Below are 12,767 nucleotides of genomic sequence, written 5' to 3'. Positions count from 1 at the left end.
TCTTGTCCTATCTTCTTGCCGATGGCTGGATAATCACCATGAATCCGGACCGCGACATTTTCGAGCAGGCCAGCCTGCTGATTAGCGGTGACCGCATTGCCGCCATTGGCTCACGGGCAACCTTGCAGGCAGCGAACCCGGAGGCGGAAGTTATCGACTGCCGCGACAGTATTATTATGCCCGGCATGGTGAACACGCATACCCATCTTTTCCAGACCCTGCTGAAAGGGTTGGGCGACGATATGGTGCTGAAAAAGTGGTTTACCTGCATGACCGGCCCCAGCGCCGTAGCACTGACGGAAGAGGATGTGTTTGCTGCGGCTTTGCACGGTTGCGTCGAGTCTGTCCGGTCGGGCGTGACCTCGCTGGTTGACTTTATGTATGCGCATCCCCGGCCAGGATTAACGGCAAAAGTCATTGAAGCCTTTGAGCTGAGCGGCATTCGCGGGCATGTCTGCCGCGGTTTTCTCACCACTGGCGCAGAGCATGGCATCCCCGCCGGGCTGATTGAAACGCCTGAGGCGGCGCTGGCCGATGCGCGCGAGGTCATCCACCGCTACCACCGGCCCGAGGGCAGGGTAAAAGTGGGGCTGGCTCCCAGCATGATCTGGGCGCTGGATGAAAAAGTTTTGCGCGGAACAAGAGCGCTGGCAGATGAAACCGGGGTGCTGATCACCACGCATGTGGCCGAAACGGACTTTGAGATCTCTCAGTCGCAGCTGCGTTTTCAGAGCAGCGACACGGAGTTTTTGAGCGATATCGGTTTTCTGGGGCCGGACGTGCTGGCCGTTCATTGCGTTCAGTGCAGCTCACGGGATATCCGCGCATTAAAACATCATGACGTCCGCATCTCTCACAACCCCTGCAGTAATCTCTACCTTGCCTCAGGTATTCCACCTATACCAGAGATGCTGGCTGCCGGCCTGACGGTGGGTCTGGGGTCGGATGGCCCAGCCAGCAGCAACAATCACAGCCTGTTCCAGGCGATGAAAACGGCAGCGCTGGTGCAGAAAGGCGTTCACCGCGATCCCACAATTATTACCGCTGAAAAGGCTATCGAGATGGCCACGATAGATGGCGCCCGGGCGATCGGGCTGGATCACCTGGTGGGCTCGCTTGAAGTGGGCAAAAAAGCGGATGTTATCGTGATTGGCACGGATCATCCCGCCATGACACCGATTCACCATCCTGTTTCCGCGCTGGTCTATTCTGCGCTGGGTCATGAAGTGACCGACGTCTTTATAGATGGCGAAATAGTGATGCGGAACGGCACGTTAACCCGGGTTAACCAGCGCGACGTTTTGCGCCGTTCCCGTCAGGCTGCCGCCTCGCTGGCAGCCCGTAGCGGCAACGATAAGCCCAGAAGATGGCGCTCTTCCTCGTTTTAACCGGTTACCTGGCCGCGAGGCATAATATTTACCGTCTCGTGCAGTTCCGACCAGACCAGAACCGCTTCACCGCTGCTTAGCTGGCGGCGGACGTCTTTTACTTTCTGTTCCAGCGAGCGCTCCTGTTCGCCATAGTCGGTGCCTTCCCTCAGCACAAAGGATTCAATCAGGTTATCGAGCGTTTCCGCATCGAGTTCTTTCCAGGGAATAATCACGTTAATTTTCCAGCCAGGTTGAAAGCCATTGGGGGATGCGCTGCTCCAGCCACATCTGGGGTCTGCGCAGAGTACCGCCAACGAAACCCACATGACCGCCGTGCTGAGTCAGCTGATACTCTACGTTAGAGGGTAGCAGGCCGGGGGAAGGGATGACTTCATTTGTCATAAAGGGATCGTCTTTGGCATGAATGATCAGCAGAGGCTTGCGTACGCCCGGCAGCAGCGGCATCGCGCTACAGCGCTGATAATAGTCCGTCGCGTCCAGAAAACCATGCGCACGGGCAGTAATCGCATCATCAAAATCACGCAGTTTCTTAAGCGCCCGCAGCGTCGTGAGATCGACCGGCAGGGTTCCGGGCCAGGCCACCAGTTTACGTTCGGCATTTTGCTTCAGCAGGCCGAGCAGATAGCGCTGATAGACACGGGAGAAGCCCTGCTCCAGCTTCAGGCTGCACGGTTCCAGCATCAGCGGCGCGGAGACGACTACGCCAGCGTCCAGCAGGCAGGCGGTTCCCTGCTGGCCCATCAGGCAGGCAAGCATATTGCCGCCAAGCGAAACGCCGACTGCAGCCGTAGGCACGTGGCCCCACTCATCGTGCAGCCACTGCAAAAAGTAGCTCGCGTCGCCGGTTTCTCCGGAATGGTAGATACGCTCAAGCCGGTTTGGCTCGCCGCTACAGCCGCGAAAATGCATCACCACGCCCAGCCAGCCCCGCGCTTTGCACGCCTGCAAAAGCCCGTGAGCGTAAGGACTGCTGACGTTGCCCTCCAGGCCATGAAACAGCACCACTCTTGGCTTATGCCGGGCCTGATGCGGATCTTCGCTCCACGCGAGATCGACAAAGTCACTGTCCGGCAGCGTCAGCCGCTGCCAGTGCGGCTGAAGCAGCAGACGGCGGCGGACCAGGCGGGGAAGAAGGGTTTGCAGATGCGCATTGCTCATGCCCGGCATTGGCCGGAAACCGGTATTATCAGCGGAGTGAATATTTATGTTCAAAATGCTTGTAGGATTCCAGTCACATTGCTAGCTTCGACACGTTGTTACCGATCATGGGATGAGGAGCATCCGTTCAAATGGAACTGAGTTTGTTTTTATCTATGCTGGGTTTTCTCTGGGTCGCCGCGATCACGCCAGGCCCTAATAATATGTTACTCACCGCCTCCGGCGCCAACTTTGGTTTCTGGCGATCGCTCTGGCTGCTGTTCGGCATCATGCTCGGCATGCAGATTATGCTGCTGATGGTGGCATTTGGGGTGGGAGGGCTGATTCTGCTTTATCCTTCCCTGCACCTCTTTCTCAAAATCGCCGGTAGCGCGTATCTGCTCTGGCTGGCGTGGAAAATCGCCACCGCCGCCTATGAGAAGCTTGAAGTGGAAGAGGCGCCCGTGGCACCGATGCCGTTCTGGCAGGGGGGGCTGCTCCAGCTGATCAATCCAAAAGCCTGGCTGATGGCGCTGGGCGCGGTCGCCAGCTTCAGTCTGGCCGGGGAGGCTTACGGGCAGTCGGTGATCGCCATCAGTATCGGCATGGCGCTGGTCAATCTGGTTTCCGGCATCATCTGGCTGGGATTTGGTTCACTGATTGGCCGTATTCTTCGCAGCCGCCGGGCGTGGAAAATCTTTAATCTGTCGATGGGATTACTGACCGCCGCCTGCGTACTGCTGATCTGGCACTGAAAATTTCCCCGTTATGCAGAGTAAAAGCTATCGTCAGCGGCGATAGCTTTTTTTATTCCTACTGCTGCACTTTCTCTGTTTCCCGGAATAAAAAATTTCACGCCTGACAGTGTCTGCTAACTGCTGGGGATTGCCCCAATAATGGCAGGAAAAGCGGTAATGACTCCAATTTATTGGTAATGGTTTATCGTCAGATAATGCCCGATGAATTTGTCATGCAGTTCCACCGGTTTTGAGAACGACAGCGACTTCCTGCCCAGCCTTGCCAGATGCTGCCTCAGATTCAGGTTATGCCGCTCAATTCGCTGCGTGTATCGCTTGCTGATGACGTGCAGCTTCCCCTTCAGGCGTGACTCATACAGCGGCCATCCGTCAGTCATGCATACCATCACGTCAAAAGCCGACAACAGACTTAAAAGACGCTCCAGTGTGGCTTTGGTGCGAGCACCAAAAACGTGTGCCACGACCGTCTTGCGTATCCTGTCATACGTATAAAACAGCCAGCGTTGGTTACGCACAATGCCTTCAGTAGCGGAGCAGGAGGGGCAGCAGACGGAGACGGAAGCCAAAGGAGCACCTCAAAAACACCATCATATATTAAATCAGTAAGTTGGTAGCATTACCGCTTTTGCCGTTGAGTATATCAAAGGCGCTTTTGCGGGGCTGGATGAAGAAAATGGTGAAGTGCTATTCCTGTTAGCTTTACGCCGCCTGGTTGAGGCTCGAGGTGGGGTTAGTAAAATTGCCGTCGAAACCAAACTGAAACGCGAAACGCGCTATAGAACGCTTTCTGAGCGCGGCAATCCCACTATCAGCACCACTAAAAAAATAATCAATGCGGCGGGTATTCATTTTGCTGAGTTGACCGGGTGAATGAAATACTCGCCACGTTGCGCAGCAGCGAGCATTGCTGGTTATTCAAACCTTAGCCATTAAAATCCAACTACCATCGCTTGTGGTGAAAAAATATCTTTGAATCCTTCGCGCACCAGTAATTCCGGGCTGATTTCAGCGATGGTTTTAGCGCCGGTCAGCGTCATCGCCACACGCATCTCTTTTTCAATTAAGTTCAGCAGGTTGGTTACACCAGCCTGGCCATGGGTTGCCAACGCATACAAATAAGCGCGGCCTAACAGACAGGTATCAGCTCCAAGCGCAATCATGCGCACCACATCCAGCCCACTGCGGATACCACTATCGGCAAGAATCGCGATATCGCCTTTGACGGCATCGGCAATGGCGGGCAGGGCGCGGCAGGATGAAAGCACACCATCGAGTTGGCGGCCACCGTGGTTTGATACCACTATCCCATTAGCGCCAAAGCGCACCGCATCTTTCGCATCTTGCGGGTCGAGAATGCCTTTAATGATCATTGGGCCATCCCAGAATTCACGGATCCACTCCAGGTCACTCCAGGAAATTGACGGGTCGAAATTATTCGCCAGCCAGCCAATGTAATCTTCGAGCCCGGTGGGTTTCCCCAGATATGTTGAGATATTCCCTAAATCATGCGGGCGACCGTTCAGGCCCACGTCCCACGCCCATTGCGGATGCGTCACCGCTTGCCAGTAACGGCGCAATGCAGCATGTTGCCCGCTCATACCAGAATGCGCATCGCGATAACGCGCTCCTGGTGTTGGCATATCGACGGTAAACACAAGCGTTGAACACCCGGCAGCTTTCGCACGCTCCAGCGCATTACGCATGAAGCCACGGTCTTTTAAGACATAAAGTTGGAACCACATCGGGCGGTCGATTGCAGGTGCCACTTCTTCAATCGGACACACAGAAACAGTAGAAAGCGTAAATGGAATGCCTTTCGCTGCAGCCGCTTTGGCCGCCTGCACTTCGCCACGGCGGGCATACATTCCGCATAACCCAACGGGAGCGAGCGCTACGGGCATCGACAGCGTTTCGTTAAACAGTTTGGTTTCAAGGCTTAACGCGGACATGTTTTTAAGTACGCGCTGCTTTAACGCCACTTCTGCCAGATCGTCAACGTTGCGACGTAGCGTGTGTTCGGCATAGGCACCACCGTCAATATAGTGGAATAAAAATGGCGGCAGAATACGCTTTGCAGCAGCGCGGTAGTCAGATGCAGCGGAAATAATCATGGATTTGCGTCCCTTAAAACGTCGGTGTCTTCATCAGGCAGGCGGCTGATTCGCGCCTGTCGCGCTTCGTCTTCATGCAGGTTTTTAATGGTGGTGTGGACAAACCCGAGGTGCTTTTTCGCCGCCAGACGAGCGCGTTCCGGGTCTCCTACCAGAATGGCCTGCAACAGTTCGTTATGCTGTTCGGTAAGCCCGGCAAAAATAGCCGGCACGGTGTACATACGCTGGCGGCTGTGCATCACCGAAGATTGCAGTAAATCGAAAAAACCGCGCATCGTCTGGAGTAGCACGATGTTGTGTGAGGCTTCGGCAATGGCCAGGTGAAAACGCACGTCAGCCTGGGCCGCGAGATCTGGATCGTCGCTTTCTTTGAATTTTAGCGTGGCGTCAAAACAGGCGATGAGCTTCTCTTTATCGGCAGGTGTTGCCCGTTGAGCGGCATACCATGCGGTGCTGGCTTCTATCGCGTGGCGTGCTTCTAAAATGTCGTAACGGTAATTGGGGTCATCTTCCACCAGGGTTTTCAACGGCTGGACGATTCGTTGTTCTGACCACGCCTGAACTTCGTGGCGCACAAAAGTACCGCCACCGCGGCGACTAATTAGAATGCCTTCGCTAATCAGCTTTTGAATTGCTTCGCGAATTGATGACCGCGATACCCCCATTTCAGCCGCAAGTTGGCGTTCGGCGGGCAACCGCATGCCCGCCTCCAGTTTACGCTCACTAATTAATACTTTAACGCGCTCGACCAGGTGGTCGGCCAGGCGCGGTTGAGTGGTCATCATGGAATCATCCAGGTTAAAACATAAGCCTGAAGTGTGGTGATGACACCGACCATACAGGTGAAAATCAGGCTGTGTTTGACGGTAAAACGGAACAAGTCCGATTCCCTACCCACCAGGCCAACAGCGGCACAGGCGATAGCGATAGACTGCGGCGAAATCATTTTGCCAGTGACGCCACCGGTAGTGTTGGCGGCAACCAGCAGCAAGTCAGACACACCAATTTGTTGCGCGGTCGTGGCCTGTAGCGCAGCGAACAAGGCGTTTGATGACGTATCGGAGCCGGTCAGGAACACACCTAACCAGCCAAGGAATGGTGAGAAGAAGGTAAAGGCATGGCCGGTGTGCGCCAGTGCGAGTGCGAGCGTTGCCGAAAGGCCTGAGTAGTTGGAGATAAACGCAAAGGCTAACACCATGCCGATGGAATAAATCGGAAGCGCCAGTTCTTTAAGTGTTTCACCGAATGTCTCAATCGCTGCTTTTGGCTTCATGCGCAGGTAAACCATGGAAATGAGTGCCGCAACCAGAATCGCGGTGCCCGTTGCGGAGAACCAGTCAAATTTGTATACCGCTGCATAGGCCATGCTTTGTGCCACAACCGGTGGCATTTTGACGACCATTTTGTCGAGGAACGGCACGGAGATATTGAATACCCAGTCAGCCATTGCGCCGCCCGGCGCAAACAGTGCTTTGAACGGGGGAATACTCCACAAGGTGACGGTTGCCGTCAGAAAGATAAATGGCATCCAGGCGCGAATCACCTGGCCTGCTGTATAGTTTTTGCGGACGAGTGTCTGGTCAGTCACCGACGCGCCAATATCGCCAAAACGGAAAATGTGAACTGGCTTCCAGACGCGCAGAAACGTGGTCAAACACACCAGTGAAACCAGTGAGGAGATAATATCCGGCAGTTCTGGCCCCAGGAAATTTGAGCTAAGATATTGCGCGATAGCAAACGAACCGCCCGCGACGATAACCGCAGGCCATGTCTCTTTAATGCCGCGCCACCCATCCATAATTGCCATGATCCAGAACAGCACAATCATGGTCAGGAACGGTAACTGGCGGCCGACCATCTGGCCGATTTCAAAGCTGTCGAGCCCGGTAACCTGGCCTGCGACGATAATAGGAATTCCCATTGCCCCAAACGCCACCGGAGCGGTGTTTACAATCAGGCAAAGACCTGCGGCATACAGCGGGTTAAAGCCGAGGCCAACCAGCAATGCGGCGGTAATCGCCACCGGAGCACCAAAACCTGCGGCTCCTTCAAGGAATGCACCGAAGCAGAAGCCAACAATCAGCATTTGCAGGCGTTGGTCAGGAGTAATGGAAAGAATCGACGAGCGGATAATGTCGAATTGCCCCGTTTTTACCGAGATTTTATAGACGAAAACGGCGGCGATAATAATCCAGGCAATTGGCCACAGCCCGTAGAAGAAACCGTACACCACAGACGATAACGCGCGGTCAAACGGCATACGGTAGAAAAATAATGCGACTAACAAGGCCAGGCCGACGGTAATTGTGGCGGCGGTGTAGCCCTTCATACGCAGTTTAATCAATGCGAAGAAGAAGAAAATAATCGGAATAGCGGCGATGAGGCTCGATAGCCAGATGTTACCTGCGGGGTCGTAGACTTGTTGCCAGGCTTGCATGCAGGGACTCTCCAGAACGTGATGTGTTTATTATTATTCGCTTAATTGGTAGGACCAATATTGCGATATAGGATAAGTTATACGTAAAGGTTAATCTCTTGTTAATTTATGGCAATGCTACTGCTGCATTTTTTGCCCTTATGCCCAAAGAGGTCACAATTTTGATGGTATTGGTAGGACCAATATCAGCGGCGATAAACAGTAACAGGCTGACGCCCATTACCGGCAGGCAGTAGCCGAAAAGCAACGCGATTATCACCACACCTACACGCCACGCACCAGGCAGTGCCAGCCATGCCTCACACAGGGTTTGTGCGGGGTTGCTCGCAGAAACCGCCGGACGTTTTAACCACCACATGCGATAACCGAAAATCACCATCGCGCACAGACCCAAACCAAACGCTGCCAATAACAACTGGTTTGCCAGCCCGAAAAGTACGTCCATGTGGGCATCAATTCCCCAACGAGTGAGCTTGGCCACTAACGGGAAATCAGCAAACCGGGTGCGGTCAATCACCCGGAAAGTCGTAGGATCGACGGCTGCGGTATCGACGTGTGTCGGCCAGGCGCGGTCGATTTCAGTCACCGTCCAGGCTTTATCTGCCAAGCGAGAAGGGCGAATCTCTATTTTGTTTGATTCAATACCAGCTGCGCGCAGCGGCAAGTACGTTATCCCAGATATTGTCATCTATTTGCGGCATCACCATGCCAGGCATCATGGCGTGGTGTTCTGCGTGTGGGTCGTGGTGCGGCTGCACGGTTTGTGCGACTAATGCAGTATTTACCTGTGGTGTCATCCAGCCCAGAGCGCCTCGCATCTTGTCGATATTTCCGCCTGCCCATTGCGACCAGGTGAGTCCGGTGGCAGAGAAAAACAGCAGGCCAAGTAACAATGTAGCCCCAGCGTAATGTGTCAGTGGCGCGCTTTTCTTTGCGGGATTTGCCGTACTTTGCGCTTTCTTTTGGGTCTGGAAGTCAGCCACAGCACCACACCGCCGAGCGCAGCAACCCAAAGCCAGGATGCAGCAAGTTCACTATAAAGTCGGTCAGTATCGCCCAGTAGCAATGCGCGGTGAAATTGGTCAATCCATGTGCGTAAAGGCAGTACACCACTGGTGCCGTACACCGTCATATCACCCTGAATGGTAAGTGTTAAAGGCGAGACAAAAATAGCGCGGGATTCAGACTCGCCAAGCTCCGGGTCAACAAACTGCACCCGCGTGGTATCGCCAGACTCTGGTGCTGGGCGCACCACAAAGACGCTGACATCGACGCCTATATATTGACGTGCAGCCGCTATTTGCTGTGAAAGTGTCTGGTTATGGGCAAGGTCTTTGGTAATGCTACCAACTTACTGGTTTAATATATGATGGTGTTTTTGAGGTGCTCCTGTGACTTCCGTCTCCGTCTGCTGCCCCTCCTGCTCCGCTACTGAAGGCATTGTGCGTAACCAACGCTGGCTGTTTTATACGTATGACAGGATACGCAAGACGGTCGTGGCACACGTTTTTGGTGCTCGCACCAAAGCCACACTGGAGCGTCTTTTAAGTCTGTTGTCGGCTTTTGACGTGATGGTATGCATGACTGACGGATGGCCGCTGTATGAGTCACGCCTGAAGGGAAAGCTGCACGTCATCAGCAAGCGATACACGCGGCGAATTGAGCGGCATAACCTGAATCTGAGGCAGCATCTGGCAAGGCTGGGCAGGAAGTCGCTGTCGTTCTCAAAACCGGTGGAACTGCATGACAAATTCATCGGGCATTATCTGACGATAAACCCTTACCAATAAATTGGAGTCATTATCCGTTTTTGGCACAAAGCGGACGAACAATTCATGTCTTACGCTATTCAACGAGCACATCAAATTAACCATGAGCCATACAATCTACTTCTTAACTTCAACCCCCAACCGCTCTAACTCTTTCCGTCCAAGCGTCTTCAGCCAGTTTCCAAGACTCATCCCCGCCGCTTTCGCTGCAACTTCAAACTGTGCTTTCAGCTCAGGTGCGAGCCGGATCTGAAATGTTGGAGAAAGCCCGTTTCCCTTAGGGTTTTTGTCATATTTGAGCGTTGACATGCAGCAGCGCACTCCTCAGTATAATATCCGTATCGTACGTACACTTCGACGATATTTATTCTTGAGCAACGCCCCGGCAGTGGTGCAACACATACCGAGGCGTTTAACCAAAACGTTAAAGGAGTTAACGCAATGGCTGTTTCCGATAGTATCACAACCCCCTGTCATGAAATCATCTGTCCGGTGCCAGAATGTGAGCCATCTTTCGACACGCTTCTGAAAATTCCTCTTGGCACGACGATGGATCTCTTCCAGATGCTCGACTGCTGCCAGAACCTGGTAGATGCGCTTATTGATACCAGTGATAACCCTAGCCGTATGGCGCTTTGCGGCAGGTTGTACGCTGCGCTAAAGGTATTAAAGGTTGTGCTGAAGGCTCCGCTACCCGCTTATCTGATTGAGCACTTAACGGCAGATGAAGCGAAAGAAGAGGGTTATCACTGCCCGCTCTCCACAGACTCTGAAACCCTGCGGGAATATTGCGCGGCGTTAACCCTGCTGTTATTACAGCGTCAGCAGTCGCCAGAGCAGGAAGAGCAGATCACAGGTTTGCTGTATGAGTTAATCGGCGTACTGAATGAGGATTTAAAAGCACCGCGATTTGTCCACACCGCAGACGGGCTGATGATGACTGGCGCTGTCAGGCCGTCGGGAATGCATTAACAGAGCAGGGCGGATAAGTTTGCCTTATCCGCCTTAAAACAAACAAAAATATGTTCAGTAAACAGCGTACTGGTCCGCATAAGAGCATCTGAGCAGGCTGTGGCGTCTCAGCGGGAGACCGGGACAGCAGGTGCCAGGGCTGGTGAGAGGCAAACAGAGGCGCTCTTTTTAAGCAAAGAAAGGGAAGCCCTGTTCGTTGCAGACGGTGAACGCGTCTGTCCGGCTACATAAGTAGCGCGAACGGCACAGCCCTCAGAAGCCTCCCTGCTGGAGGCTCTCCAGAACCACTCAGGAGGTCAGCATCGCCTCCAGCGTTTCCTGAGCGTCGAGCCACGCCATTTCGCACTCCTCCAGACTGGATTTCGCCTCCGCCTGCTGTTTCAGCGCTGCGGTAAGGTCGGCCTTGCGGCTCTGCTCATAGAGGGTGGCGTCAGCCAGTTTCGCTTCCGCCTCTGCCAGCTGCGCGTTCAGCTTCTCCATCTGTTTTTCGAGCTTTTCGATCTGTTTACGCAGCGGCTGGGTCTGCGTCCGCAGCTCCGCCTCACGACGTTTCTGATCTTTACGCGCCTGGGCGCTGTTCCCGTTATCCGGCTTCGGCTCGCTGTCGGTAACCTGCTTTTGCCCGTCGCTGAGCCACTGCTGATAGTCCTCCAGATCGCCATCAAAAGCCTCTACTTTGCTGTCATGCACCAGATAGAGATCGTCGGTCGTGGATCGCAGAAGATGGCGATCGTGCGAGACAACCACCAGGGCACCCTCGAAATCGATCAGCGCTTCGGTCAGCGCCTGGCGCATATCCAGATCCAGATGGTTTGTCGGTTCATCAAGCAGGAGCAGGTTAGGGCGCTGCCAGACGATTAACGCCAGCACCAGACGCGCTTTCTCACCACCCGAGAAACGTTCGGTAATCTCGGTGACTTTGTCGCCCTGAAAACCAAAACCGCCCAGATAGTCACGCAGCTGCTGCTCAAGAACTTTCGGCGCCAGGCGCACGAGATGCTGTAACGGAGACTCATCCGCCCGCAAAAACTCCAGCTGATGCTGGGCGAAATAGCCGAGCTTAATGCCTTTTGCCAGCCCGATGTCACCTTTAAGCGGTGCCAGCTCGCCCGCCAGCAGCTTAATCAGCGTCGATTTGCCAGCGCCGTTGCGCCCCAGCAGGCCGATGCGTGAACCGGGCACCAGGTTCAGCTTGATGGAGTCCAGAATGATGCGCTCGCCGTAGCCTGCGCTGACCTTTTCCATATTCAGCAGCGGATTAGGCAGGCTTTCCGGCGCGCGGAAGCTGAAGGTGAAGGGATTATCGACATGGGCGGGCGCAATCAGCTCCATCCGCTCAAGCATCTTAATCCGGCTTTGCGCCTGTTTGGCCTTGCTGGCTTTTGCCTTGAAGCGATCGATAAAGCTTTGCAGGTGAGCGACTTTCTGCTGCTGATTTTCAAACATCGACTGCTGCTGTGACAGTTTAGTCGCGCGCTGAATTTCAAACGAGCTGTAGTTGCCGGTGTACTCAAAAATCGTCTGCTGCTCGATATGTAAGATCTTATCCACCACCGGGTCCAGAAAGTCCCGATCGTGAGAAATCAGGATCAACGTCCCCTGATAGCTTTTCAGCCAGCGCTCCAGCCAGATCACCGCATCGAGATCCAGGTGGTTAGTCGGTTCATCGAGCAACAGCAGGTCAGAGCGGCAAATCAGCGCCTGGGCCAGGTTAAGGCGCATCCGCCAGCCGCCCGAAAAGTCACTGACCGGGCGCTGAAGCTGATCCTGGGAAAAGCCCAGGCCGTTAAGCAGGCTCGCCGCGCGGGACTGCATGGTCCAGGCCTGAATCGCATCCAGCTTGCCGTGAAGGATGGCGATCGCGTTGCCGTCGTCAGCCTCGTTAGCCCGCGCCAGATCCGACTCAAGCTGACGAAACTCACGGTCGCCGTCGATAACGTATTCAATGGCCGGCACGGCAAGCGCTGGCGTTTCCTGGTTCACCCAGGCCAGCGACCAGTTGCCGGGATAGCTAAAGCTGCCTGCATCGGCGCTTATCTCGTTCTTAAGCAGCGACAGCAGCGTGGATTTGCCGCAGCCGTTTTTCCCCACCAGGCCGACTTTCTGGCCGGGATTGATGGTGGCGGTGGCATTATCCAGCAGTACGCGGACACCGCGTCGAATTTGTAACGAGGAGAAGACAATCATAAGCG

Annotated in this window: 11 protein-coding genes and 3 pseudogenes; 5 read left to right on the top strand and 9 right to left on the bottom strand. The window is 54.4% G+C overall.

The genetic code is table 11. The features are described from left to right. Positions 1–2: 2 nt before the first annotated feature. A complete protein-coding gene (locus AAH446_RS11380) occupies positions 3–1,388 on the top strand; it encodes an amidohydrolase family protein (RefSeq protein ID WP_342906806.1) in 1,386 nt (461 codons plus the stop codon). Here the strand turns inward: AAH446_RS11380 and AAH446_RS11375 are convergent. Continuing rightward, entirely contained in the window at positions 1,385–1,603 is a 219-nt protein-coding gene (locus AAH446_RS11375; RefSeq protein WP_342906805.1) for a YheU family protein, read from the bottom strand. The genes AAH446_RS11380 and AAH446_RS11375 overlap by 4 nt on opposite strands. 1 nt (position 1,604) lies before the next feature. Further along, the gene (locus AAH446_RS11370) at positions 1,605–2,549 is read right to left on the bottom strand and encodes a hydrolase (RefSeq protein ID WP_342907118.1); all 945 of its coding nucleotides are present in this window, start codon (positions 2,547–2,549) and stop codon (positions 1,605–1,607) included. 131 nt (positions 2,550–2,680) lie between these two features. On the opposite strand from AAH446_RS11370, the gene AAH446_RS11365 reads away from it, so the two are divergent. Beyond that, positions 2,681–3,283, top strand: coding sequence for a LysE family translocator (locus AAH446_RS11365; RefSeq protein ID WP_342906804.1), 603 nt, complete (start codon positions 2,681–2,683; stop codon positions 3,281–3,283). 170 nt (positions 3,284–3,453) lie between these two features. On the opposite strand, the pseudogene AAH446_RS11360 reads toward AAH446_RS11365, so the two are convergent. Further along, positions 3,454–3,807: pseudogene (locus AAH446_RS11360) on the bottom strand (IS1 family transposase); the annotation flags it as partial. A 94-nt stretch (positions 3,808–3,901) separates the two neighbouring features. On the opposite strand from AAH446_RS11360, the gene AAH446_RS11355 reads away from it, so the two are divergent. After that, positions 3,902–4,156: a helix-turn-helix domain-containing transcriptional regulator gene (locus tag AAH446_RS11355; protein WP_342907117.1), complete on the top strand. Its 255-nt coding sequence runs from the start codon at positions 3,902–3,904 to the stop codon at positions 4,154–4,156. A 59-nt stretch (positions 4,157–4,215) separates the two neighbouring features. Here AAH446_RS11355 and lldD read toward each other — a convergent pair whose 3' ends face one another. The 4 genes and pseudogenes from lldD to AAH446_RS11335 form a co-directional block, all read right to left on the bottom strand. Continuing rightward, a complete protein-coding gene (gene lldD, locus AAH446_RS11350) occupies positions 4,216–5,397 on the bottom strand; it encodes an FMN-dependent L-lactate dehydrogenase LldD (RefSeq protein ID WP_342906803.1) in 1,182 nt (393 codons plus the stop codon). After that, positions 5,394–6,182, bottom strand: a complete 789-nt coding sequence (gene lldR, locus AAH446_RS11345) for a transcriptional regulator LldR (protein WP_342906802.1) — start codon at positions 6,180–6,182, stop codon at positions 5,394–5,396. The genes lldD and lldR overlap by 4 nt, the downstream gene beginning before the upstream one ends. Further along, positions 6,179–7,834: an L-lactate permease gene (gene lldP / locus AAH446_RS11340; RefSeq protein ID WP_342906801.1), complete on the bottom strand. Its 1,656-nt coding sequence runs from the start codon at positions 7,832–7,834 to the stop codon at positions 6,179–6,181. The genes lldR and lldP overlap by 4 nt, the downstream gene beginning before the upstream one ends. A gap of 106 nt (positions 7,835–7,940) precedes the next feature. Further along, positions 7,941–9,146 (bottom strand): annotated as a pseudogene (locus AAH446_RS11335) (PepSY-associated TM helix domain-containing protein); the annotation flags it as partial. 124 nt (positions 9,147–9,270) lie between these two features. Between AAH446_RS11335 and AAH446_RS11330 the strand changes: the two are divergent. Continuing rightward, positions 9,271–9,624: pseudogene (locus AAH446_RS11330) on the top strand (IS1 family transposase); the annotation flags it as partial. Positions 9,625–9,720: 96 nt separating this feature from the next. Here AAH446_RS11330 and AAH446_RS11325 read toward each other — a convergent pair. Beyond that, the gene (locus tag AAH446_RS11325; RefSeq protein ID WP_342906800.1) at positions 9,721–9,912 is read right to left on the bottom strand and encodes a toxin-antitoxin system HicB family antitoxin; all 192 of its coding nucleotides are present in this window, start codon (positions 9,910–9,912) and stop codon (positions 9,721–9,723) included. Positions 9,913–10,044: 132 nt separating this feature from the next. Between AAH446_RS11325 and AAH446_RS11320 the strand changes: the two genes are divergently transcribed. Next, positions 10,045–10,575, top strand: coding sequence for a hypothetical protein (locus tag AAH446_RS11320; protein WP_342906799.1), 531 nt, complete (start codon positions 10,045–10,047; stop codon positions 10,573–10,575). Between the two features lie 288 nt (positions 10,576–10,863). Here AAH446_RS11320 and AAH446_RS11315 read toward each other — a convergent pair whose 3' ends face one another. Beyond that, complete coding sequence (locus AAH446_RS11315) at positions 10,864–12,762, bottom strand: ABC transporter ATP-binding protein (protein ID WP_342906798.1); 1,899 nt, start codon at positions 12,760–12,762, stop codon at positions 10,864–10,866. Between the last annotated feature and the right edge of the window lie 5 nt (positions 12,763–12,767).

Origin of the sequence: Erwinia psychrophila (assembly GCF_039023475.1) — a bacterium.
In the GTDB taxonomy this organism is placed as follows: domain Bacteria; phylum Pseudomonadota; class Gammaproteobacteria; order Enterobacterales; family Enterobacteriaceae; genus Erwinia.
The sequence above is the reverse complement of the archived record's forward strand: the minus strand, read 5'-3'. Positions and strand labels throughout refer to the sequence as shown.